The following is a 21645-nucleotide window of genomic DNA, read 5'->3' as shown; positions in this document are numbered from 1 at the left end:
TTTCGTGAAGACCCACAGCGGGCCTATGGGAGCAGTGACAATCCACGTGGCGGTTTTATTCCCGGAGCGTGTGACAAAAATATTTTAGGGATGGGCGAATAATTTGGTGGCCGGCCCGGCCATCAGGCGCCGGCGCTTTTATACCGTCCTCGTATCGACACTCTCGCCATTCGCGGCACTTGCGTAGGCCGCCTCCACCAGAGCCATCGTGCCGATATTGTCGTAGCCGGAAGTGGAGGGTTCGCGCCCGCTGCGCAGGCAGTCCAGCCAGTGCTGCTGGATGGCGAGCACGCTCTCCTGGATGTTGTGCCAGGGGCGGGAGGCCCAGTGCAGCAGCGGAGGCGAAAGGTCCGTTTCCTCCAGTCCGCCGGGCCTATTGACAGTGAGGCGGTAGCCCTGGCCGAGCCGCAGCGTGCCTGCATCGCCATCGATCTCGACCAGCGTCTCCGGGAAGGGCTCGACCGGCAGCCTCGTGGCATAGCTGCAGTCAACCACCGAGATGACACCGCTTGAGTGGTCGAGCAGCATGGTCGCGACATCCTCGCCCTTGATGGCCGGATTGACGCGCATCATGCGGGCGCTCAGCCGTGTGACCTCGCCGAACAGGAAGCGGGCAATGTCGAGGATGTGGATGCCGAGATCCTCGACGATGAAACGCCTGCCCTCGGCGAGATAAGGCTGGCCGCTGAACACGTCATAGCCCGAGCGGAAAGAGACGCGCGCCCAGAAAGGCTTGCCGATCGCACCGGCATCGAGCCGTGCCTTCACCGCCTGGATGGCGCTCTGCCAACGGAAATTCTCGTGTATCATCAAGGGCACACCGGCTTGCTGGCAGGCCTCCACCATGGCGCGCGCATCTTTCATCGAGAGCGCGAACGGTTTCTGGCAGGTCACCGGGATGCGCAACCGCGCGGCAAGCTCGACCAGCGGCCGGTGGCTTGCCACGGTGGTGGCGATGTCGACGAAATCGGGCTTCTCGGCCCGCAGCATTTTCTCGGCATCGGCGTAGCGCGCCGAAATGCCGAACTGGTCACCGGCGAGTGCCAGGCGCGCCGGATCGCGATCACAGAGGGCGACGATATCCGCACCCTCGATATCGCGCCAGGCATGGAGCTGGTTGATGGCGAAGAAGCCACAGCCGATCAGCGCGCCGCGATAAGACATCAGGCCAGCCTCGCCATCTGGCGCAGGGCAACGCGCTGTTGCAGCCGGCGTTGCGCCTGGTCCACCACCACGGCGATGATGATCACCAGCCCCTTGATCACCATCTGCCAGAATTCGCTGACGCCCATCATCACCAGTCCGTCCGAGAGGATGCCGATGACGAAGGCGCCGATGATGGTGCCGCCGATGGTGCCGCGCCCGCCGGACATCGAGGTGCCGCCGAGCACCGCTGCGGCGATGGCGTTGAGCTCGAAACTCTCGCCGGTGGCCGGATGCGAGGCCATCAGCTCGGAGGAGACGACGAGGCCGACGACAGCGGCGCAGAAGCCCGAGAACATGTAGACGAAGAGCTTTACCCGGTTGACGCGAATGCCGGACAGGCTGGCGGCGCGCTCATTGCCACCGACGGCGAAGATGTGGCGCCCCAGCGGCGTGCAGCGGGCCATATAGGCGGCGGCCAATGCCAGCACGGCGAGGATCCAGATCGACACCGGCAGGCCAAGGAGACGCCCCGCGCCGAGGATCTCGTAGCCCTGTGTGCCGAAATCGGGCCGCCCGACCAGGTTGGGGAAGGTGGCGCCATCCGACGACAGCAGCGCGAGGCCACGAGCAATATAGAGCGTGCCGAGCGTGGCGATGAAGGGCGCAACGTTGAGCCTGGTAATCAGCAGGCCATTGACGGCGCCGATGAGCACGCCCACCAGCAACGTAATCGCCATCACCTCATAGATGTTGAAGAAGATGGTGTAGCCGATGCGCAGATCGAGCCCGTTGAGGATCAGCCCTCCCGCCACCATGCCGCACAGGCCGACGATCGAGCCGACGGAGAGGTCGATGCCACCGGTGACGATCACGAAGGTCATGCCCATGGCGAGGAAGGCGTTCAGCGCCACATGCTTCGACATCAGGATGAGATTGGCGGTGGACAGGAAGTTCGGCGCCGCCAGCGAGAAGAAGATCAGCACGGCGAACAGGGCGATGAAGGTGCGCAGCTTCATCAGGTTCAAGGCCAGGGAACCGCCGCTGGACGACCGGTTCGAAGTTTCCTGCGCGACGGTCATGCCAGCGCTCCGTGGTTGGCAGGTGACGGGGAACTGGAGGGGCCGTGACCAAGGGCGGAGGCGGCCACCACGGCCGAAGGCGTCGCCTCGGCTCGATCGAACAGCGCCGTGAGCTTGCCATTGCTCATCACCGCGATGCGATCGGACAGGGCCATCACCTCGTCGAGATCGGAGGTCACGAACAGAATGCCGAGACCATTGGCGGCGAGCCGGCGCATGTTGCGGAACACATCGGCCTTGGCGCCGACATCGATGCCACGACTGGGCTCGTCCATCAGCAGCACCTTCGGCTTGGTCATCAGCGCCTTGCCGATCACCACCTTCTGCTGGTTGCCGCCCGACAGCGAGCTGACACCGAGTTCGGGATCGGCCACCTTGATCGAGAGGTCCTTGATGGCGCCGCGGATGGCGCTGTACTCGGCCTCGCGCCTGATGTGGAAGCCCCTCACGAACCGGCCGAGCGCAGCCATCGAGAGATTGGCGGCGATGGAGAGCACGGTCACCAGCCCTTCGCGCTGACGATCCTCAGGGATGAGGGCAAGGCCGCGGCGGATACGTCCCGTGACGTCCTTTTCGGCCACAGCTTTGCCGTCGATGAAGATGCGACCGGTGGCATGGCGGTGGCGACCCATGACGCAGTCGAAGAACTCGCTGCGCCCCGCGCCCATCAGCCCATAGATGCCGACGATCTCGCCCTGCCGGACGGAAAGGGAGACATGGTCGACCGCAAGGCCCCCCGTCACGCGCGGCAGGCTGATATCCTCGGCACGGAAGACTTCGGGGCCGAGTGGATGGTCTTCCGTCTTGGCGAAATCCTTGGCGTCTGAACCGATCATCTGGCGCACGATCCAGGGCACGTCGACATTCGTCATGCGCTCCTCGCCGGTGACCTGGCCGTCGCGCAGCACGGTGATGTAGTCGCCGATGCGGATGAGCTCTTCCAGACGGTGGGAGATGTAGACGATCGCAACGCCCTGCGCCTTGAGGTCGGCGATGACGCGGAAGAGGATCTCGACCTCGGCCGCGCTGAGAGCGGAGGTCGGCTCGTCCATGATCAGGATGCGGGCGTCCTGTGCCACCGCCTTGGCGATCTCGACGAGCTGTTGTTGACCGACACGCAGGTCTTCCACCAGCGTGCGGGCATCAATGCCGGCTTCGAGCCGCTGGAGGAATTCGGCGGCGCGACGCTCCTGCTCGCGATGGTCGATGCCACGGGGCAGGCGCACGATCTCGCGGGCGGCGAAGATGTTCTCGGCGACGGAGAGATTGCCGAACAGGTTGAGCTCCTGGAACACCATGCCGATGCCGTGAGCCACGGCCTCGCCGGCATTGGCGAAGGTCACCGGCTTGCCGTCGAGCAGGATGCGCCCGCTGGTGGGCTGCACCACGCCGGCGATGATCTTCATCAGGGTCGACTTGCCGGCGCCGTTCTCGCCGACCAATACGTTCACGGCACCGCGCCGCACGTCGAAATCGACATGCTTGACCGCGACCGTGCCGGAATAGACCTTCGACACGCCTTCGAGGCGCAACACCACGTCGTCGGCTGGCAGGATGTTCTCGCCCTCGCGGCTCATGAGGATGGCCCCAGGCTGAGTTCGGCCGGCGTCACCAGCGGCGGCTTGCCACCCGGCTCGAGCGCGTAGGTGCCGAGAACCGTCACACTGCGGCCGACGAGCCCATCGCGCGGCAGCGGCTGCAATACGCCGGCGTTGACCTTGGTGTTGAAGGCCTTGCCGAACTGGGCATAGTCGATCTGATTGGTGAAGGAATTGAAGGAAACGAAATCCAGGCTGTCGCGCAAGGTCGTGCCGCGCAACGCCGGGCCGATCTGCACCACCATGTCGGCCTTGCCGTCCTGGTCGACATCGACATCGATGGTGGCCGCACGCGACTGGGTGTTGGCGGCGACGATGCGTCCCTGTGCCTTGATGACATAGGTCCAGGGCGTGCTGCCTTCCTTGGCGCGGTAGCCAAATCTTGCACCCGCCTCGTCCGGGCTCTTGGCGGCGAGGTCTCGCACGACGGCGAAGTCGCCTGCCTTGGCCGTGAGATAGGGGATGACCTTGGCGTCCCACATCTCGTTGACCATCTTGTCCGGATCGAAAGCCGCCGGCCCACCGGAGCTGCCACCCTGGCGGGCAGCCTGGACTTCGGCGGTCGGCACGATCTTGCAGGCCGTGAGGGCAAGTGCTGCGGCGACGATCATCAGCCCGGTGGCAAGCCTGCGCATGAATTAGCTCTGGGAATTGGAGTGGCGGTCACCGACCGCCATCTAGGAAACGCGACGCTGGAAGAAGAGAATGGCGGTCGGAGACCGCCACTCCATCCTAGCTCAGTTGGTCAGCGCGAAGGTTTCGAGCTTGCCGGCATTGTCGGGCGTGATCAGCACACAGTCCATCAACTGCTTCTCCTGGGCCGGTCCCTTCTTGGTCTTGATGTAGCTGTCGGCCTGCTCCACGGCGGTCTGGGCCTGCAGATAAGCGGGTTGCAGGACAGTGGCCTTGATGCCGCCCTGCTTGATGGAATCGCGCACGTCGTTCGAGCCGTCGAAGCCCACCACGATCACGTCCTTGCGCCCGGCCGCCTGCAGTGCGGCGATGGCGCCCATCGCCATGGTGTCGTTGCCGGAGATCACGCCCTTGATGTCGGGATTGGCCTGCAGGATGGTTTCCATCTTGGAGTAGGCCTCGGTCTGGCTCCAGTTGGCCGACTGGCGGGCGACCGACTTGAGGTCCGGATAGTCGTCGATGACGTCGTGATAGCCCTTCGAGCGGATGCCGGCGTTGGTGTCGGACTCTTTGCCGACAAGCTCGACATAATTGCCCTTCTCGCCCATGAGCTTGACGAACTCCGTCGCGCCGAGTTGGGCACCCTGATAGTTGTTGGACACGATCTGGGCCACCGCGACGCCGGCAGCATTGATCTCACGGTCGATCAGGAAGGAAGGCACGCCGGCAGCCTTGGCTTTCTGCACCGCGGCGACGGTGGCGTCGGCGCCGGCATTATCGAGGATGATGGCCTTGGCGCCACGGGCAATCGCAGTGTCGATCAACTGCGACTGCTTGTTGGCGTCGTCGTCATGCACGAGCACCAGCGTGTCGTAGCCGAGCGCCTTGGCCTTGGCGTCGGCGCCCTCAGCCTCCGCCTTGAAGAAAGGGTTGTCGTGCGAGGGCGTGATGATGGCGATGAGATCGGCCGCCAGCGCGGTGCCCGCCAATCCTGCCGCGATCACGCCGGCTAGTGCAGCGCTGAGCAGAAGTCGTTTGAATGTCATGGTATCCTCCCGTTTGGTCTGTCGATGGCTTCTTCACGACTGCCGCCGGTTGCCTCCGGCGAACGCTTTCTGGTTGAAGCTGCGGCCAGCGCCGCCAGCGCGCTCAGGTGATGCGCTGGATGCTCGCGGCGATCTCGTCCGGCTCGAACACGCGCTTCCAGTCGTCCCGCATCAAGGCCGGCTTGCCGAAGGTGATGGCCTTGTTGCAGGCGTCGGAGAACACGCCCTGGACCTCCTCGAAGATCACGGCGCCGAGGACGTTCATGTGGCCGAGCAGGAAGTCACGCGCCGCCTCGCGGGGCACGCCGCGGGCGACCACCTCGTCCATCGCCTCGCGCATGACGTCGAGCAGCGTGGCGCAGACGGTTTCGGACAGGCCCGGCTCCAGCAGCGCCATCTGCTCGACGGTGACGCGGTGGGAGCGCATGACGGGCGCCCAGATCACCTTGGCGATCTCTTCGCCCAGCGCATAGGCGCTTTCGGGGCCTTGCATCAGTGCGCTGACGATATGCTGCTTGGCCGCGACACCGCCGAAATGATCGTTCTTGGCCGCCATCTCCGTCTCGTCATTGAAGATGGGCGGATGGCAGGGATGGGTGACGAAATAGGTCAGGTCCGCGCGTTCCGGCAGATGGCCGGCAAAGGGCGCGGCGGCGTCGAGCGCCACCACCATGGTGCCCGGTTTGAGCTTGTCGGCGATACCCGCCGCGACCTTGCCGATCAGCGTGTCGGGCACGGCGAGGATAATGACCTCGGCTCCATCAAGGGCGGCATCCGGCGAAACGGAATCGATGCCGAGGCCGGTCTTGAGACGCTCCTGCCCGGCGGGGCTTACCTCGACATGCCGGACCTCGAAGCGCGACCCTCTCAGGTTGCTGGCGAGCCGGTAGCCCATTTTGCCGCCGGCACCAAAGAGCGCGATCGTGGTCATGCAGAGGTCCTCCCGAGTTCGGGAGGGTATAGGACAGCTGGTATGATGAGTCAATCATCACTTAAGATATCAAGGATGGAGTGGTGGTCTTCGATCTCGAAGACCGAGGGCCGAGATTGCGCGCAAGCGTTCCTCCGTGGCGATCTGGGCAGGGTGGCGTTTCGAGCCTCCGCGTGGGATCACTGCACACCTTTCCACCTTGATTCTTCCATGGAGCTTCCGATGCAACAGCATGAAGGCCTGCGGCGCATGCAGACGGAGATGGACCGCCAGTGCGCCGACGCCCTGGCGACCCTCGCCGCCGTCAGGGAGGCGGCGTCAGCCGCGGCAGCAAGCGCACGCAGGACAGGCGCTGTCGTGCTCGCGGCCATGGGCGGCTCGCACCATGTCAATGTCGTGGCGGCGCCACTTTATCGCGAACTCGGGCTCGATTGCCGCGCCTGCATCGCTTCCGAGCTGCTGTCGGCGCCCCTGCCGGATTTCCCCCACACCATGCTGATCGCCTCGCAATCGGGCCGCTCGGGCGAGATCGTCGAACTCGTCGGTAAGCCCGCTGGCCGGGGCGAGCGCTATGCCTTGACGCTCGACGGGGACAGCGCGCTTGCCCAAGCCTGCGAGGCCGCGCTGGTGGCCCATGGCGGCCCGGAGCAAGCCTTCGCCGCCACCCGTTCCATCACGCTGACGCTTGCCATGCATGGCGCCATCCTTGAAGCCCTGGGCGCCTCGCAGGCTGCATTGCGTGCGGTCTTCGAAGCTGGTGAGAGACCCTCGATCGAAGCGGCCGAACAGGTTCTTTCCGAGTGCGAAGCAATTCTATTTGCCGGCTACGGTCCAATGGCGGGTGCGGCGAGCAGCGCTGCGCTGGCGATGATGGAGTTGGCACGCGTGGTGACCGTCGGCTTCGAGGGCGGCCAGTTCCGGCACGGGCCTTTCGAGGTGCTCAGGCCTGGCCTCGGCGTCGTGCTCCTGCGCAGCGCTGGCGGCGACGGGCCTCTCGTGCGCACGCTCGCGCGAGCGACACTGGACGCCGGCTGCGCCACCGTGGTGGCGGACGCCAGCGGCGAGGCGCAAATCCCCGACGCCACCACAGTGTCAGTGCCGGAGAACAAGGGTCTTGCGGCTGCCACCTCGATACTGCTGGCATTGCAGCCGCTCAGTATCGCCATGGCGCGCCGCCGTGTCTCCGGCGATGTCGGCACACCATTGCGCACGAGCAAGGTGACGGTTTGACCCTCTTGAAGCCGGACACATGAAATCGGAGGCGCGGATACTTGGAACTGGAGCATTTTTGACGCGCGCCTTTGGGCCGCCCGTCAAGCCAAAGCCCTTCCACCGGCGATCAGTTCACGGACCTGGCGGGCCTTGCCATTGCTCGCCATCGCATAGCCGCTGCCGGCGCGATCCGGACCACTCACCTCAAATCTGCCGGCATCACTCTGCGTCAGGCAATGCTTACACTTTCGTTCAGTTACGAGAGGAGGAGTTGCAGGGAGTGATTCGACGCGATATGACGATGCTGCGCAGCTGAGTCTTGGACAGAGATACTTTTCCAATCGGCGATGGCTTCTCGAACTACTTGCGTAAGAGGGAATATGGACGACGAACTGACGAAGTTGGCGATCTCTCACGGGACCGACAAAGCAATCGCGCACAAATATACGCAGCACTATAACCGCCACTTCTCGCCGCTCCGCGACTACCCTATTCGCCTGCTTGAGATAGGCATTGGGGGCTATGGCGAGCCCGATGCCGGCGGTCACTCCCTTCGAATGTGGCGTGACTACTTCCCCAAAGCCCAGATCATCGGTTTGGACTATTATCCCAAGCCCGGCGTCGCGGGAAAGCGGATCAAGACCTATACCGGATCCCAAGGCAGCCCTCAGGCGCTTGCGAAGATCCTGGATGAGATCGAAGGCGGAGAATTCGACATCATCATTGACGATGGTTCCCACCGGCCGGAACACGTCATTCCGAGCTTTTGGATGCTCTTTCAGCACGTCGCTCCAAATGGGTGGTATGTCGTCGAAGACGTCCAGACATCTTATTGGCCGATTTTCGGTGGCTCCATCACTCCCACCGCGAACCCACAAACGACAATGGAATTTTTCAAATCGCTGATCGATGGCCTGAACTGGGAGGAGATGCACGCTCCCGGCTATAGCCCGAACTACACGGATCTGAATATCTTTGGCATGCATTTCTACCACAATCTGATCTTCATTCAGAAAGGCGACAATCAGGAAGGCAGCAACTTTGTGAAGGAAAACAAACTGCCCTGGGGCGGTTGATAGATGGCAGTCCTCAGAAGTCATTAAGTCGACGGAGATCCGACCGGGTTGGCTTCGATGTCCAAATTCGATGCGACTGGATGCGATCGAGAATATATCCGGGCCGAGAGGAGGCCGTCCGTTTCGCCGTCAGCTCTGCTGAAGCACAGTCGGCGGCTATCCGAGGCGCCGACGTGTCGGCGCCCTAGACCAAAGCGTGTTTACAGGCAAACGCCCATTGCTCTAACTCCTTGTTTCAACGCGTCTTTGCGATTCTTGCCGATTTCGTCAAATCGCAAAACGCCACAAGGATGCCCCTATATGCGTTCGCCCGGCAATCGGCTGGCCTGTTCGACCCAGGCGGCGAACTGGGCCTCGTCGATCTGTTCGCCCTCGTGGATGTGGAAGTAGCGCGTATCCTTGCTCCTGGACGCGCCTGGAGGAACGGGATGCAGCGACATACCCCGGAAGAACGCCACCTTTACATATTTTGCACCGCAATGAATGCCGAGGAACCAGCCTTGGCCTTCCACGCCATAGAGCGGTGAGTTCCATTTGACTGCCTTGCGAACGCCGGGGATGGCGCGGGTGATGAGCGTATCGAGGCGGAGCCCGACCTCGCTCTTCCAGCTTGGCATGGCCGCTATATAGGCCTGCACCGGGGCGTCGCCAAAAGCCTTGGCAATCTGGGGGTTTCCGCCTGCCAGAAGCGCCGGCCCTGTGGTCTTTGCCGGCCCGCTTGGTGTTTTGCCGGGCATCACCTCACCCTGCCTGAGCTGCGGCGATCAGCAGGCCACCGATGATGGCAAGATTGGACTGCCAGCCATTGAACGCGGCGGTGCGGGCGTCACCCTCCAGGCTCCAGAAATTGTGCATCATCAACGAGGCGAGCAGCGTGAAGAGCGCCAGGCCCAGCCCCGAGAGCGCCACCAGCCACCCGGCCATCAGCAACAGGCCGGCGAGAATCTGGAAGATGGTGCCGCCCAGAAGTACCAGGGGCGCAAAGGGCACGCGGCGGGCACGCATGGCTTCCGAAACGGGGTGGAACAGGGCGAGGTGCCGCAGACCTCCGAACACGAACAGGCCGCCCAGCAGGATCCGCCCGGCGGTCAGCACCAGCGCGTTCGTTTCGGGAGAGAGCAGGTTCATGCGCTTGGCCTCGGCTTGCCGGTTTCCAGAGCGTTTTACTTTCAGATCGAAGCACCAAGAATCGCAAAATTCTTTTGATACCAGTGAGTTAATTTCGAAATTCACTCCCACCTGAACGCATATTGCCGCGGAGGAATGAACCTTTTTGGACGCGATCCCCCTGCAAGACAAGTCTTCTGGCGGCTCGATCAAGCCGCCAGGTTGTGGCGGAACCACGAGACGGCGCTGCCGACGATGGTCTCGATCTCGCGATGTTGCGGATGCCAGTCGAGGAGTTCCGCCGCCTTGTTCGCCGCGGCGTAGAGAATGGCGGGGTCACCGGCGCGGCGCGGCTGACGGCGAATGTCGAGCCGGCGACCCGTGCAGACCTGCACCGCCTGCAGCACTTCAAACACGGTGGTGCCGATTCCGGTGCCGAGGTTGAAAGCCGAGCTCTCGCCTCCGGCGCGGAGATAATCGAGGCCCTTAACATGCGCCTCGGCAAGATCGGTGACGTGAATATAGTCGCGGATGGCCGAGCCGTCGGGGGTGGGATAGTCGGTGCCAAGCACGTTGAAGGTCGGCGAATGGCTGAACGCCGCCATGATGGCGAGCGGGATGACATGCGTCTCGGGCGTGTGTCTTTCGCCGAGTTCGCCATCGAGATCGGCGCCAGCAGCGTTGAAATAGCGCATGGACGCCCATTTCAATCCATACGCCCGACCGTAATCGGCCAGCGCATGCTCCACCGCCAGCTTGGTGGCGCCATAGGGATTGATGGGGTTCTGCGGCGAGGTCTCGACGATCGGCAAGCTTTCGGGAATGCCATAGGTGGCACAGGTCGAGGACAGGATGAAATGCTCGATACCGTTCTGGCGCACGGCCTCCAGCAGGTTCAGCGAGCCCTGCACATTGTTGGAATAATATTTCGCGGGATCTGCGACGGACTCGCCGACATTGCTGCTGGCCGCAAAATGCATCACCGCCTCGGGCGCGTATTTGGCGATGACCTTGTTGAGGAAGGCGCTGTTGCGGATGTCGCCGACTTCGAGCGGTCCCCATTTCACCGCATCGGCATGCCCTAAGGAAAGGTTGTCGACACAGACAGGCTGATACCCCGCCAGCGCCAATGCCTTACAAGCATGGCTGCCGATATAGCCAGCACCACCGGTAACAAGGACGGTAATCATATCCATTCCCATAGCGGTAAAAACGGAGCCTTTCGATCCTGGTTCCCGGTCCCCCAAATTTTTCGCCGGGCAATCTCAATTGCAAAAGCTCCGACGATAGCCTTGCGTTTACAGGCAGAGACACGGAACGTACAGGTCCGCTTCAGAAGTATCTCTGCGTAAATGCCTAAGTGGTTCGAGGGATGCAAGCGCTCCAAAATGGTTAGAACTACCTTCTTCGGCGAAAGAGCCAAAAAGGACGCACGTACATCTCCTCCTATCGAGGCCGGGGCTTCGTCCTGATGGCGTGGTCGGTATGCGGGCAGGCTGATACGCGCGTCTACCACCAACGCACACGGCTGCGCGACGTTCCCTCGATGCCAGAGGCCTGCCGGAAGGGCGTTACGCATAGACGGCGTCCCGGATGGCATCGGGGTAGGCGCCGTTGACCCCTGCAACAGCCGTGTTGGTGAAAGACACCACGGAAAGCTTCCTGACGGGATCGACGAACCAGGAATGACCGTAGACGCCGCCCCACTGCCATGTGCTCACCGTATAGGGCAGACCGGCGGCCGTGGGATCGCGGGAGATCGACCAGCCGAGGCTGAAGCCGCGTCCGGGAACGCCGGTATCGAAGCCGCCGATGGCATTCTCGCTGAGAAGATGAACGCTGGCCGGCGACAGGATGGGGGCGCCGCCCTGGCGCACGGCTTCGATGAAAGTGAGGAAGTCGCCTGCCGTGCCCACCATGCCGCCGCCACCCGAAGGGAAGGAGGTGGGATCGAAGGCACGGGGCGGGCAGAAAAAGAGCATGCCGTCCTTGCCTTGCACGGGCTGGAGGTCGGCCATGCGGATCGGGCGCGGCGCGCCGTCGGCATAGGGGATGGCGAGACGCTCCGGCTTGGTCGCCAAGAATTCGGTGTCATCGAGGCCCAGAGGCGCGGTGACGCGCTCGGCCACGATTTCGGGCAAGCTCTTGTCCGCTGCATTTTCCATCAGGCCGCCCAGAACGTCGATCGCCACCGAGTAGCGCCAGGCGCTGCCCGGCGAGAAGGCAAGGGGCTGAGCGGCGATACGCGCCAGGTTCTCAGCCATGCCGCGGCCCGGCATGTCCATGCCGTCGGAAATGCCAGCCGCTCGGTCATAACCATAGATCAGGCCGGATGTGTGGGTGAGGAGATGGCGAATGGAGATCACGGGCTCGCTGCCGTCGGCGAGCCTGGGACGGAAATCCGGCAGGAATCGCGTCACCGCGTCCTCCAGCGCCAGCGTGCCGCTGTCCACGAGCGAAAGCGCCGCGGCGGCGACCATCGGCTTGGTCACCGAGGCCAGGCGGAAAATGGTGTCCTCGGCCACGGGCGTGCCGGCCTCCCGATCGGCATAGCCCGCAGCACGGCGATAGACGATCTCGCCGTCTTCGGCCACCAGGGCCATGGCCCCTACGATGCGCTCCTCCGCGATGGCCTTGTCGATAACGGCATCGAGGCGCCGCGCGCGGCTCTGCGAAGCAGCAGAGGAGGAGGATTGGCCGTACATGCAAAGGCTCCGAGACGGGAGGGCAACGAACAATCGGCAAGAAGGCGGCGCGGTTCAAGCTCTATTTGCACCGAGCAGCGTATTCGCCGCGTGACCCGGCGCCGAAGAATATCGCCAAAGCGCGCGAGCTCGCGGCAAAGCCGGGCCGGCATCAACGGCATATGGAACGGAGAGCCCGATTCGGCGGGGATCGGGAACAGAAAATCCACCCAAAACCGCTTTGGAAAGAATACCCTCAGAAGATGCCACGGCAGTGGATCACAAAAGATCGCCAGTCGATGCTCTGATTTACTTCCAAGTGTTGCATGTTTGCTCTATCATAAAAAATTGTTGGGTGATACACGAACGAGCTGCATGCGTGATCGCTTTCATTATTGGAAAACTATAGCGATGCCATTTCGCTTAGACTGCCGAGAGTGGCGCCGAATTCACTAGTTAATGAAAGCGTGCACCGTCTAGCCAATGGTGATCTTGAGCGAGGGCGCAGAGGCAGCTGCCCAAGATCGCCAATCAGGAAGGTTCCGCATCTGCGAGGTCCGAAGCGCGGCTGCCGTGACGTTGACGATAGGTGGCAATCCAGATGCGTTCTCAGGGGAATTGAGGCCGACATGGTTGACAATATCGATGACCTGACGGGCGACGGCGGCGCCATCGAGGCTCCGGTCATGACCAGCCTGCTCCGCCTGGCTTCTCCACCCTGCGGCGGCTTTGTCCTCGCCGAATTTCATTTCGACGGCAACACCGTGTTGAAGGTTCCGATCTCGCCCGAGGCGGCGGAAGCGCTGCACGCCGCCCTTGGTGTATGGCTCGCCTCCGACGGGCCGGAGGCGGTCAAGCATTAGGCCGGTAGCCGCAGCGCCTACTCTCCACACACGTCCTCGTTGCCAGGCCTGACTGACTGCTCTCCTTCACCATCTACGCCCCCATCCGAGGTGTGCCAGCTTGTGGACCGTTGCCCGCATCATGGCGCCGTCACCAGAGACGACAGAGCGGTGGCTGAACTCTCTATCCTACCGCTACGCCCGGCGGCATCGGTGTGCCCTGGTGGAAGATCATCTGCCAGCGGCCGCCGGCCAGCGTCCAGATCGAGCTGCGGCGGCTGCGGAGCTCAGCGCCGCCCTCGATCTCCCGGACGGTGACATAGGTGACGAGGGCGACAGCTTCCGACAGCAGCTTGATCTGGAAATCCTGGGCAAGGCGAGCGGCGGCGGGCTCGCTTGTTTCGGCGGCCAGCGCGGCGATCACCCCGGTTTTGTCATAGACGGCGCCGGAACGGCCGAATTCGACGAAACCATCGTGCAGCAAAGCGGCAAGCCGCACTGCGTCTGCCCTTACGGCGGGGTCGAGCAGCTGTCGCTCGAGGCTCTCGAGCAAGGCGACGGATCCAGCGCCCTCACCCCGCGTCGCGGCATAGGCGCTAGTCATAAGCAAGGCACCAGCCAGGGGCCTTGAGCCAGCAGCGCTCCCCGGGGATGGCATCGCTGCGATAAAGCTTGCGCACGCGCTTGGCGTTGCCTCGTTGGAGGGCCGCAGCCAGCGGCTTTTCCGAGGCCTCGTCACGCGTGCCGACACAGGGGAAGATCGCCACCGGCGAGATCCATTCGGCGTCGTAATCCCTCTCCCGCCGCGTGATCAGGAACACTGCGCCGCGCTGGTGCATCTTGTTCCAGCCGTCTTCCGAAAAATTCAGATCGGTGGTCAGCGGCAGGACGAGGCGGCCGCTGGGTTTCAGCCGGTCGAGCCAGGTCTTGGCGGGGCGGGTGGCACCGGCGTTGACGTAGATGATGTCGGCATCCTCGAATGGCACGCTGCCACCGTCGCCCTCGATCACATCAGCCTGCGGGTAGGACGCCAGGTTGGCGCGGGCCCGCGCCGCAAGGTCGGGATCATATTCGATGGCCGTCACCTTGCCGTCCGGGCCAGTGATATCGGCCATGATCGCGGTGTAGTAGCCGACGCCCGCGCCAACATGCACGATATGCTCGCCGACCACCGGCGCGGCACGGGCGAGGAGATAGAAATGCAGCGAGGGCTGGCCATTGTTGATCCGGCGCTCGGGGACGATGCCGACGAGATCGTTGGTATAGAGATAGACGGGATCGGCGCTGGGGGTCGGGGTATAGTTCCCCCAGTCCCGCGGAATCTGCCATGGTCCCGGCCCGAGGAAATCCTCGCGCGGCACCGTGGCGAAGGCCCGCTCGACCGCCGGATTGTCCGCTCCGGCCGCCGCCTTCACCTGCCTGGCGTAGGCGCGCCGAATGATCGCGAGTTCTTGCGGCGTGGTGACGTGCGCTGGTTTCACCTGGCTTTCCGATATTCATGCGGCCCCGCGGCCAAGGCCGATAATGTGAGCCGCCTGCCCGTTCTTGGCAACGCGGCAATTGGCGACGGGAACTATGGCTGGGGTCGCGGCGGGTACTCAGGTGCCGGCCGTTTCAGGCGCTCCCCGCCGGGTGGCGCTCAGCAAAATGTGGGCGGTCACCGCTATGAAGACGATCAGGCCGCCGACCAGGGTGCCGGCGCCGGGCGTTTCGCCGAACATCAGCCAGACCCAGAGGGGCGCCAGCGGGGCGTCGAGCGAGCCGATCAGGGCCGTCTCGATCGGCGGCAGATAGCGGGCTCCGAGCGTGAAGAGCGTCAAGCCGAGGGCCGAGTTCACCAGGCCGAACAGGGCCAGCAGCCAAAGCTCATGCGCCGAGACGGCGAGGGGATCGGCCAGCGGCCAGCACACCAGCGCGCTCAGGAGGGCGGAGAAGCACGCGGCCTGCGTCACCGGAATGCCCTGATATTTGCGGGCGATCACCATCATCACCGCCATGGTCAATGTCATCGCGAAGGCAAGGAGATCGCCGAACCGTCCACCTTCACCGCTAAGGCCCACCATCACGCAGACGCCCGCCAGCGCCGCGAGGCTGGCGAGGATGGCGCTGCCCGTCGGCCGTTCGCGCAGGGCAAACCACGAGACGGCCGCCGCGACGAAGGGAATGGTGGCGTATATCACCGCGACATGGGCCACAGTGGTGTGGCGGAGCGAGGTGATGAACAGCACCATGCCGAGCGCCGAGACAAGGGCGAAGATCCAGGCCGGCCAGCCCATCGACGCAAAGCCATGCCAGGCCTTGCGGCCTTCCAGCGCCACGATCACCGCCCCGATGCCGAGGCCGCCGAAAATGCCGCGCCAGGCCAGCAGGGTCCAGGTGTCAAGCGGGATCAGACGGGTGAAGAAGCCGGCCATGCTCCAGGCGATGGCGGACCCCGTCACCAGCAGGAGGCCGAGGCGGTATTGCGCGGAGTTCATTCGGGCGCCGCAGGGTTGGCAGCCTGCGCCTTTTTCCAGTCGCCCGTGGTGTTCCACCAGCGATGCGGATTGGCGCTGTCGTCGAGGCCCTTCGAGCGGCTGGCGAGGATGGGCTGCAGCCGGATCACCGGCTCCTGGTAGCTATGGGCCTGGAACAGCGCTTCGACCACCGCGTCGATCAGCGTCTGGTCGTCCGGCAGCTGGAAGGCGAGTTCCACCACGCCCGGGCGCTTGCGGACCGCCTGTTCCGGACCGGCGGCAGCGCCTTCCAGCGGGCGATACCACTCGATGCCGCCGGCGGATTGATAGGCATTGAAGTCATACTTGCCCATCGCAAGAGGCGTGATGGCCGTCACCGCCGCCATGAGCCGATCGAGGTCCTCGACAGGCGCCTGAACCGTGAGCAGCCACAGCCGCTCCATCCGCACCGAGCGTGTTTCAAAACCCTCTGTCCACATCAGAGCTTCTCCCTATCGTATTCTACACGACCATAAGGGAAAGCTGCTGACAGCTTCTGTCAGCAATGGCGGGCCGCCCGCCCGTAAGCACCGACTTTGCCCGGTGACTGGCCGTTCGGGAGGTCACGCCGCCGCGCACATTATTCCGGAAGACCGGCCTTGCGGTAGCCATCGACGAAATGCTCAAGCGTCGCAGCGTCGCGGAATGGCTCCGTCCTGGCCCAGTGGCCAGTTGTGAAATGCGGGTTGCCCACGAGAAACAGTTCGACCTCCGCGCGTGCCTCGTCGAGCCGGCCGAGCTGGGCAAGGCTTGCCGCCAGGAAACGCCGTGAGCTTGTACGGTAAGTTTCGTCCCTGCGCAGCGTCTCGACAGCGGCTTCATATTCGCGGGCGGCATATTGCGCCTGGCCGAGCGCGAGATAGTACCAGCTTGCCGGAAACGGATTCAGCCGGAAGGCCTTGCGAATATGCTCGAGGCCCTCCTCGACTCGCCCGGCCAGAACCGTGATGTCGGATAATGCCGCCCAGGTGTCCGCCTCGTTCGGGTCGAGCTCGATCGCCTTGGCGAATTCCGCATCCGCCTCGACGAAGCTGCGCTCGAAGGCAAGCAGGTAAGCCAGGACCCAGTGGCAGCCGGCGTCATTGGGATCGAGCGCGACGGCCTTGCGTGCCAGTTCCAGGGCGGCACGACGGGAGTCGTCGGTCGGCCCGCCCCAATGCACCCACCCCATCCAGTGGTTCATGGCAAGCCAGCGATAGGGCTCGGCGTAATCGGGATCGAGCGAAACCGCGCGCATGAGCATCAGATGTGCTTCACGTGCCGACTGCGGGGAATCATCGATCAGCCGGCGCGCCCGCACGCACAGATCGTAGGCCTCGAGATTTCTTGGCCGATTGCGCGGCGGCGGTGCGCGCAGCCGCCCGAGCAGCGCCTCGACGATCTTGCCGGTGACCTCGTCCTGAACGGCAAAGATATCATCCAGGCTGCGATCGAAGCGTTCCGCCCAAAGATGGTCGCCACTCATCGCATCGACCAGCTGGGCGTTGATGCGCACGCGTCCCGCGGCGCGTCTTGCGCTGCCTTCCAGCAGATAGCGCACGCCGAGGTCCTGTGCGATCCCGTGCACGTCCATTACCTTTCCTTTGTAGGCAAAGGCCGAGTTGCGCGCGATGACAAACAGGCCGGAAATCCTGGACAAGTCGGTGATCAGGTCCTCGGTCAGCCCATCCGCGAAGGCTTCCTGGTCGGCATCGTTGCTGACATTCACGAAGGGCAGCACGGCTATCGATGGTTTGCCGGGCAGCGGCAATGGCCTTCGCTTCGCGCCGTCGAGCTGTTCGATGGCTCCCGTGAAGCGGTAGCCGACGCGAGGAACCGTGACGATCCATTCACCGCCATCGACGGCCGGACCAAGGAGCTTGCGCAAGAGCGCGATCTGGACGGTGAGGTTGCCTTCCTCGACGGCAGTATCAGGCCACGCCGCGTCCATCAACGCGGCCTTGCCCAGGATTTCGCCGGACCGTGCCACGAGGGCCGCAAGCAGCTTCAGACCGCGGTAGCCAATTGCAACGGGAACATCGTTCCGAAGGAGCGTTCCCGCGTCGGAATCAAGCACGAACGGACCAAAGGCAAAGCGCGATCCCTGCATACGGCGCATCTATAGCCCCTTTGGAACTTTTGAGAACTATTTGGGAGGGCTTAATTACGACACTGTTCGTATCCTGCAGAGTTCAGCCTCCCGGGGTCCCTTGATCCACAATTCCATGGAGGCTGCCATGAACGATAATCCCATCCTTGCGCCGACAGCGCGGCCGGCGGACATGCCGACTCGGCGCTACAGCCTGGCGGCCCTGCGAAGCCTTATCGCGACCTGGCGCGAGCGGGCACGCTTTCGCAGGGGACTTGAGGACATCTCGAAGGCCAATCCCCACATGATCGACGACATCGGCCTGAAGAGATGGCAGGCCGAGGCAGAGATCGCCAAGCCTTTCTGGCAACCATAAGGCGAAGAGCGCATGATTGCCGAAAGCGCGACATCACCGCAGGGGGAACGGATGCCGTGGGCCGCGATGGCGGGCATTATCGCGACAGTCACGGTGTTCGCGGTGGCCCAGGGGCTGACCTATCCGCTGCTCAGCTTCATCCTGGAGCGGCAGGGGACGACATCAGGCCTGATCGGCTTGTCGGCGGCGATGACGCCGTTGGGTTTCATTGTATCCGCGCCACTCATTCCGGCGCTGACGCGCCGCGTGGGCGGGGCACGGCTTGCGATCCTGTGTTCGATCCTGACCGCGTTCACCCTGGTCGCGATTGGCTGGACGCAGGAAGTCTGGGTCTGGATGCCGCTGCGCTTCCTGCTCGGCTTCTTCGCCAATCCCCTTTACGTGATCAGTGAAACCTGGCTGATCACGATCACGCCTGCGACACGCCGGGGCCGCATCCTGGGTCTGTATTCATCGATTGTTTCGGCGGGCTTCGCCATCGGCCCGCTGTCGCTCGGCCTGGTCGGCACGCAGGGTTGGCCACCTTTCGTGATCGGCATCGCGGCGTTCCTTCTCTGTGGCCTGATCGTGCTTGCGGTCGTGCCGCGCCTGCCGACGATGCCGCATGAAGGCCCGGCGACATCGGTCGGAGGCTTCTTCGCACGGGCGCCGCTCCTCCTGTTCGCAGTTTTCACCGCCGCCGCCTTCGAGCAGATCCTGCTTTCCCTGTTCGCGGTCTACGGCGTCGCGCTCGGCAGCGATGAAGAACGCATCGCTTCGCTGATCACCTGTTTCATCGCTGGCAACGCCGCGCTGCAGATTCTGCTCGGGCACGTGGCCGAACAACTCGGCTCCGCACGGACCCTGTTGTTCTGTGCCTTGGCTGCACTGGCCGGCTGCCCGCTGCTGCCATTGATCTTTAACGTGTGGCTCGTCTGGCCGCTGGTTTTGGTCTGGGGCGGGTTCTCGTTCGGGCTGTACACCATGGCCCTGATCCAGCTCGGCGAGCGTTTCACCGGGCAGGCCTTGATCGCCGGCAACGCGGCCTTCGCGTTCGTGTGGGGCATTGGCGGCATCGTGGGCTCGCCAGCGACAGGACTGGCGATGCAACTGATCGGACACCAGGGGCTGCCATTATGCCTTGGCCTGCTGTGCTGTGTACTGGCGGTGTCTCTGATGGCGGAGAGACGGCGGGCCTGACCGGGCCCCTGCCAGGAACTCGCCCTCTGGATCGGCCTCACGCAAGCTTGTGGCGCACCAGACGATATTCCCACCAGATCATCGCCATCACCACCACGTCGAAGACCGTGAGGACGAGCAGGCCGATGCTGCCTGTGTAGGAATATCGGTAGAGCTGGTAGAGGATGAAGAGGCCGAGCACCACCAGCGATGCCGGGTAGGACCAGGCCTTGCCGCGGAGCAGGCCGATGACCAGGAACACCTTCACCATGCCATGGCTGAGAAGATAGAAGGCGTAGAAATGCTTGCTCTGCAGCGAAAAGCCTTGCGCCCAGGCCTGGAGATGGCTGGCAAGGAAGTCGTGCGGGTTCTCGGACAGTTCGTCCTGGGTCAGCGCCCTCACCAAACCGGTGATCGTCTCGGTACTGATCAGGGCAAGGGCGAGACCGCCGATGCATTCGATCAGGGCGTGGGCGCCCTTGAGAAAGACGCTGACCAGGAAGGCGTGATGGACTTGTTCTTCGTTCATGAGAAGCCGAGGTAGAGCGGAGAAGGCACAGGCATCCGCTTCGGCGGTGCACCAAATACAAAGTGGCGGTTTAAGATGGCGGTCGGAGACCGCCACTCCATCCCTACGCAACCATAGCAAGGTCGCGGCCTACAACTCCAGCGTTCCTTCGATCAGTATCTGCGTGTTGCCGCCCACCAGCACCTTGTTCCCCACGGTGCTGATGTAGACACGCCCGACCCGGCCGATCTTAGTGCCCTGCGCCAGCACGATCGGTCCCCGCAGCCGGCCCTGGCTCTGCAGCCAATGGGCAAGGGCGGCGTTGAGCGAACCGGTGATCGGATCCTCGCTCATGCCGCTGGAGGGCGCGAGCAGGCGTACCTCATAGTCGCATTCGCCGCCGGGGGCATGAGCGCCGATTACCCCGATCGGCTGGAAGGCCGGCCAGCGCACCCGCGCGGAATCGAGGGCCAGCACTTCCCCGGCGCCCGCGAGTTCCAGCACGGGCCGGGGCGAGCCGTTGTTCAGGATCGCCGTGCGGAGAATGCGGCCTGGATCGATCGCAAGCGCGGCGGCGATGGTCTCCAGTGTCTCGGCAGGCATCGGCTCGATGGTGGTGGGCGGGGCCGTGAAGGCCGGCACCGTACTGCTCACATCGATCTCGACGATACCAACCCCGCATGCCTGCCTGACAATTCCGGCCGTTGCCGGCTTGCCACCCGCGCGGAGCCAGGCGGCACAGCTTCCGAGGGTGGGATGGCCGGCGAAGGGCATCTCGTAGGCCGGCGTGAAGATGCGCACCTTGTAGTCCGCGCCGAGATCATCAGGCGGCAGCAGGAAAGTCGTCTCAGCCAGGTTCGTCCAGGTGGCGAAGGCCTGCATCGCCTCATCCGAGAGACCGCCGCTGTCGAGGACGACGGCCAGGCCATTGCCACGGGCGGGGACGGAGGTGAAGACATCGCACTGGACGAAGCGTCGTTTCATCGGTCATTTCCAAAAGTCGAGACTGTCGAGGCGACGGCTCACGCATGCATCAGCAGCGGATAGAGCGAAGCTACCAGCAGGAGCGCCATCCCCACATTGAAAAGCCGCAGATATAGCGGCCGGCGCAACAACCGGCGCAGCACCGTGCCGAAGCCGGCCCATGCCGCGATGCAGGGCGCGTTGATGATCAGATAAATCAGCGAGACGACGGCGATGTTGAGGAAATAGCCGTTCTGCGGCGTATAGGTGGCCACCGCGCCGATCGCCATGATCCAGGCCTTGGGGTTGATCCACTGAAAGGCCACCGCCTGTAGGAAATGCATGGGCCGGGCGGCCGCATCCCCGCCGCCGAGGCCGCCGGAGGTGGCGATCTTCCAGGCGAGATAGATCAGATAGAGCGCCCCGCCATAGCGCAGGATCGCGTGCAGCGGCGGGAACAGCACGAAGATGCCGCCGACGCCCAGCCCCACGGCGAGCACCATGGCAGAGAAACCAAATGCGACGCCGAGCAGGTGCGGGATGGTCGGCCCAAAACCGAAATTGGCGCCAGAAACCAGCAGCATCGTATTGTTGGGACCCGGGGTGATCGAGGTCACGAAGGCATAGGCCATGAAGGCAAGCAGGAGTTCGGTGGTCATACGCTGTACCCGCGGTTCGTTGCTTGCCGCGACTTTACTGATGTGACACTATTGCCGCTATCGT

General features: G+C 63.7%; 23 protein-coding genes. 5 read left to right on the top strand and 18 right to left on the bottom strand.

What is annotated here, in order from left to right:
- Nucleotides 1-138: 138 nt before the first annotated feature.
- The 6 genes from ACMDCR_RS02850 to ACMDCR_RS02825 all read right to left on the bottom strand — a co-directional run bounded on the left by ACMDCR_RS02850 (nt 139) and on the right by ACMDCR_RS02825 (nt 6433).
- The gene (locus ACMDCR_RS02850) at nt 139-1167 is read right to left on the bottom strand and encodes a Gfo/Idh/MocA family protein (RefSeq protein ID WP_413993811.1); all 1029 of its coding nucleotides are present in this window, start codon (nt 1165-1167) and stop codon (nt 139-141) included.
- Nucleotides 1164-2225 (bottom strand): ABC transporter permease, encoded by a 1062-nt coding sequence (locus tag ACMDCR_RS02845; protein WP_413991072.1) that lies wholly within the window; start codon nt 2223-2225, stop codon nt 1164-1166. The genes ACMDCR_RS02850 and ACMDCR_RS02845 overlap by 4 nt, the downstream gene beginning before the upstream one ends.
- Entirely contained in the window at nt 2222-3802 is a 1581-nt protein-coding gene (locus tag ACMDCR_RS02840) for a sugar ABC transporter ATP-binding protein (protein WP_413991071.1), read from the bottom strand. The genes ACMDCR_RS02845 and ACMDCR_RS02840 overlap by 4 nt, the downstream gene beginning before the upstream one ends.
- Nucleotides 3799-4458, bottom strand: a complete 660-nt coding sequence (locus ACMDCR_RS02835) for a DUF2291 family protein (RefSeq protein WP_413991070.1) — start codon at nt 4456-4458, stop codon at nt 3799-3801. Before ACMDCR_RS02835 ends, ACMDCR_RS02840 begins: the two co-directional genes overlap by 4 nt.
- 102 nt (nt 4459-4560) lie before the next feature.
- Nucleotides 4561-5502, bottom strand: coding sequence for a D-ribose ABC transporter substrate-binding protein (locus tag ACMDCR_RS02830; protein ID WP_413991069.1), 942 nt, complete (start codon nt 5500-5502; stop codon nt 4561-4563).
- 103 nt (nt 5503-5605) lie between these two features.
- Nucleotides 5606-6433, bottom strand: a complete 828-nt coding sequence (locus ACMDCR_RS02825) for a phosphogluconate dehydrogenase C-terminal domain-containing protein (protein WP_413991068.1) — start codon at nt 6431-6433, stop codon at nt 5606-5608.
- 222 nt (nt 6434-6655) lie between these two features.
- On the opposite strand from ACMDCR_RS02825, the gene ACMDCR_RS02820 reads away from it, so the two are divergent.
- Nucleotides 6656-7663, top strand: coding sequence for an SIS domain-containing protein (locus ACMDCR_RS02820; RefSeq protein WP_413991067.1), 1008 nt, complete (start codon nt 6656-6658; stop codon nt 7661-7663).
- 362 nt (nt 7664-8025) lie between these two features.
- Nucleotides 8026-8721 (top strand): hypothetical protein, encoded by a 696-nt coding sequence (locus tag ACMDCR_RS02815; RefSeq protein ID WP_413991066.1) that lies wholly within the window; start codon nt 8026-8028, stop codon nt 8719-8721.
- 296 nt (nt 8722-9017) lie between these two features.
- On the opposite strand, the gene ACMDCR_RS02810 is transcribed toward ACMDCR_RS02815, so the two are convergent.
- The 4 genes from ACMDCR_RS02810 to ACMDCR_RS02795 all read right to left on the bottom strand — a co-directional run bounded on the left by ACMDCR_RS02810 (nt 9018) and on the right by ACMDCR_RS02795 (nt 12533).
- Entirely contained in the window at nt 9018-9458 is a 441-nt protein-coding gene (locus ACMDCR_RS02810) for a DUF1801 domain-containing protein (RefSeq protein ID WP_413991065.1), read from the bottom strand.
- A gap of 4 nt (nt 9459-9462) precedes the next feature.
- A complete protein-coding gene (locus ACMDCR_RS02805) occupies nt 9463-9849 on the bottom strand; it encodes a DoxX family protein (RefSeq protein ID WP_413991064.1) in 387 nt (128 codons plus the stop codon).
- A gap of 188 nt (nt 9850-10037) precedes the next feature.
- The gene (galE, locus tag ACMDCR_RS02800) at nt 10038-11024 is read right to left on the bottom strand and encodes a UDP-glucose 4-epimerase GalE (RefSeq protein ID WP_413991063.1); all 987 of its coding nucleotides are present in this window, start codon (nt 11022-11024) and stop codon (nt 10038-10040) included.
- 375 nt (nt 11025-11399) lie between these two features.
- On the bottom strand, nt 11400-12533 hold the full coding sequence (locus ACMDCR_RS02795; protein ID WP_413991062.1) for a serine hydrolase domain-containing protein: 1134 nt from the start codon (nt 12531-12533) through the stop codon (nt 11400-11402).
- A gap of 608 nt (nt 12534-13141) precedes the next feature.
- On the opposite strand from ACMDCR_RS02795, the gene ACMDCR_RS02790 reads away from it, so the two are divergent.
- Nucleotides 13142-13375 carry a hypothetical protein gene (locus ACMDCR_RS02790; RefSeq protein ID WP_413991061.1) on the top strand — a complete coding sequence of 78 codons (234 nt, stop codon included), beginning with the start codon at nt 13142-13144 and terminating at the stop codon, nt 13373-13375.
- A gap of 163 nt (nt 13376-13538) precedes the next feature.
- Here the strand turns inward: ACMDCR_RS02790 and ACMDCR_RS02785 are convergent, their stop codons facing one another.
- The 5 genes from ACMDCR_RS02785 to ACMDCR_RS02765 all read right to left on the bottom strand — a co-directional run bounded on the left by ACMDCR_RS02785 (nt 13539) and on the right by ACMDCR_RS02765 (nt 17947).
- The gene (locus ACMDCR_RS02785; protein WP_413991060.1) at nt 13539-13958 is read right to left on the bottom strand and encodes a DUF4440 domain-containing protein; all 420 of its coding nucleotides are present in this window, start codon (nt 13956-13958) and stop codon (nt 13539-13541) included.
- Entirely contained in the window at nt 13951-14835 is an 885-nt protein-coding gene (locus tag ACMDCR_RS02780; protein ID WP_413991059.1) for a protein-L-isoaspartate O-methyltransferase family protein, read from the bottom strand. Before ACMDCR_RS02780 ends, ACMDCR_RS02785 begins: the two co-directional genes overlap by 8 nt.
- Before the next feature lie 117 nt (nt 14836-14952).
- On the bottom strand, nt 14953-15831 hold the full coding sequence (locus ACMDCR_RS02775) for a DMT family transporter (protein WP_413991058.1): 879 nt from the start codon (nt 15829-15831) through the stop codon (nt 14953-14955).
- Nucleotides 15828-16289, bottom strand: coding sequence for a hypothetical protein (locus tag ACMDCR_RS02770; protein ID WP_413991057.1), 462 nt, complete (start codon nt 16287-16289; stop codon nt 15828-15830). The genes ACMDCR_RS02775 and ACMDCR_RS02770 overlap by 4 nt, the downstream gene beginning before the upstream one ends.
- 140 nt (nt 16290-16429) lie before the next feature.
- The gene (locus ACMDCR_RS02765) at nt 16430-17947 is read right to left on the bottom strand and encodes a winged helix-turn-helix domain-containing tetratricopeptide repeat protein (RefSeq protein ID WP_413991056.1); all 1518 of its coding nucleotides are present in this window, start codon (nt 17945-17947) and stop codon (nt 16430-16432) included.
- Between the two features lie 118 nt (nt 17948-18065).
- On the opposite strand from ACMDCR_RS02765, the gene ACMDCR_RS02760 reads away from it, so the two are divergent.
- Complete coding sequence (locus tag ACMDCR_RS02760) at nt 18066-18293, top strand: DUF1127 domain-containing protein (protein WP_413991055.1); 228 nt, start codon at nt 18066-18068, stop codon at nt 18291-18293.
- A gap of 12 nt (nt 18294-18305) precedes the next feature.
- Nucleotides 18306-19472 (top strand): MFS transporter, encoded by a 1167-nt coding sequence (locus ACMDCR_RS02755; protein WP_413991054.1) that lies wholly within the window; start codon nt 18306-18308, stop codon nt 19470-19472.
- 37 nt (nt 19473-19509) lie between these two features.
- Here ACMDCR_RS02755 and ACMDCR_RS02750 read toward each other — a convergent pair whose 3' ends face one another.
- The 3 genes from ACMDCR_RS02750 to ACMDCR_RS02740 all read right to left on the bottom strand — a co-directional run bounded on the left by ACMDCR_RS02750 (nt 19510) and on the right by ACMDCR_RS02740 (nt 21581).
- A complete protein-coding gene (locus ACMDCR_RS02750; RefSeq protein WP_413991053.1) occupies nt 19510-19980 on the bottom strand; it encodes a DUF2127 domain-containing protein in 471 nt (156 codons plus the stop codon).
- A 129-nt stretch (nt 19981-20109) separates the two neighbouring features.
- Nucleotides 20110-20943, bottom strand: coding sequence for a PhzF family phenazine biosynthesis protein (locus tag ACMDCR_RS02745; protein WP_413991052.1), 834 nt, complete (start codon nt 20941-20943; stop codon nt 20110-20112).
- A 38-nt stretch (nt 20944-20981) separates the two neighbouring features.
- Nucleotides 20982-21581: a LysE family translocator gene (locus ACMDCR_RS02740; protein WP_413991051.1), complete on the bottom strand. Its 600-nt coding sequence runs from the start codon at nt 21579-21581 to the stop codon at nt 20982-20984.
- Between the last annotated feature and the right edge of the window lie 64 nt (nt 21582-21645).

Origin of the sequence: Labrys okinawensis (assembly GCF_047345005.1) — a bacterium.
GTDB classification, from domain to species: Bacteria; Pseudomonadota; Alphaproteobacteria; order Rhizobiales; family Labraceae; genus Labrys; species Labrys okinawensis.
Note: the sequence above shows the minus strand (reverse complement) of the source record. Positions and strands in the feature narration are given on the sequence as shown.

Excerpts from the sequence above, each read along its gene's own strand:
- ACMDCR_RS02815 (WP_413991066.1), top strand. The coding sequence starts at position 8,026 with ATGGACGACGAACTGACGAAGTTGGCGATCTCTCACGGGACCGACAAA.
- ACMDCR_RS02790 (WP_413991061.1), top strand. The coding sequence starts at position 13,142 with ATGGTTGACAATATCGATGACCTGACGGGCGACGGCGGCGCCATCGAG.
- ACMDCR_RS02795 (WP_413991062.1), bottom strand. The coding sequence starts at position 12,533 with ATGTACGGCCAATCCTCCTCCTCTGCTGCTTCGCAGAGCCGCGCGCGG.
- ACMDCR_RS02740 (WP_413991051.1), bottom strand. The coding sequence starts at position 21,581 with ATGACCACCGAACTCCTGCTTGCCTTCATGGCCTATGCCTTCGTGACC.
- galE (WP_413991063.1), bottom strand. The coding sequence starts at position 11,024 with ATGGATATGATTACCGTCCTTGTTACCGGTGGTGCTGGCTATATCGGC.
- ACMDCR_RS02845 (WP_413991072.1), bottom strand. The coding sequence starts at position 2,225 with ATGACCGTCGCGCAGGAAACTTCGAACCGGTCGTCCAGCGGCGGTTCC.
- ACMDCR_RS02765 (WP_413991056.1), bottom strand. The coding sequence starts at position 17,947 with ATGCGCCGTATGCAGGGATCGCGCTTTGCCTTTGGTCCGTTCGTGCTT.
- ACMDCR_RS02760 (WP_413991055.1), top strand. The coding sequence starts at position 18,066 with ATGAACGATAATCCCATCCTTGCGCCGACAGCGCGGCCGGCGGACATG.
- ACMDCR_RS02775 (WP_413991058.1), bottom strand. The coding sequence starts at position 15,831 with ATGAACTCCGCGCAATACCGCCTCGGCCTCCTGCTGGTGACGGGGTCC.
- ACMDCR_RS02785 (WP_413991060.1), bottom strand. The coding sequence starts at position 13,958 with ATGACTAGCGCCTATGCCGCGACGCGGGGTGAGGGCGCTGGATCCGTC.
- ACMDCR_RS02750 (WP_413991053.1), bottom strand. The coding sequence starts at position 19,980 with ATGAACGAAGAACAAGTCCATCACGCCTTCCTGGTCAGCGTCTTTCTC.
- ACMDCR_RS02770 (WP_413991057.1), bottom strand. The coding sequence starts at position 16,289 with ATGTGGACAGAGGGTTTTGAAACACGCTCGGTGCGGATGGAGCGGCTG.
- ACMDCR_RS02830 (WP_413991069.1), bottom strand. The coding sequence starts at position 5,502 with ATGACATTCAAACGACTTCTGCTCAGCGCTGCACTAGCCGGCGTGATC.
- ACMDCR_RS02810 (WP_413991065.1), bottom strand. The coding sequence starts at position 9,458 with ATGCCCGGCAAAACACCAAGCGGGCCGGCAAAGACCACAGGGCCGGCG.
- ACMDCR_RS02755 (WP_413991054.1), top strand. The coding sequence starts at position 18,306 with ATGATTGCCGAAAGCGCGACATCACCGCAGGGGGAACGGATGCCGTGG.
- ACMDCR_RS02840 (WP_413991071.1), bottom strand. The coding sequence starts at position 3,802 with ATGAGCCGCGAGGGCGAGAACATCCTGCCAGCCGACGACGTGGTGTTG.
- ACMDCR_RS02835 (WP_413991070.1), bottom strand. The coding sequence starts at position 4,458 with ATGCGCAGGCTTGCCACCGGGCTGATGATCGTCGCCGCAGCACTTGCC.
- ACMDCR_RS02825 (WP_413991068.1), bottom strand. The coding sequence starts at position 6,433 with ATGACCACGATCGCGCTCTTTGGTGCCGGCGGCAAAATGGGCTACCGG.
- ACMDCR_RS02805 (WP_413991064.1), bottom strand. The coding sequence starts at position 9,849 with ATGAACCTGCTCTCTCCCGAAACGAACGCGCTGGTGCTGACCGCCGGG.
- ACMDCR_RS02820 (WP_413991067.1), top strand. The coding sequence starts at position 6,656 with ATGCAACAGCATGAAGGCCTGCGGCGCATGCAGACGGAGATGGACCGC.
- ACMDCR_RS02745 (WP_413991052.1), bottom strand. The coding sequence starts at position 20,943 with ATGAAACGACGCTTCGTCCAGTGCGATGTCTTCACCTCCGTCCCCGCC.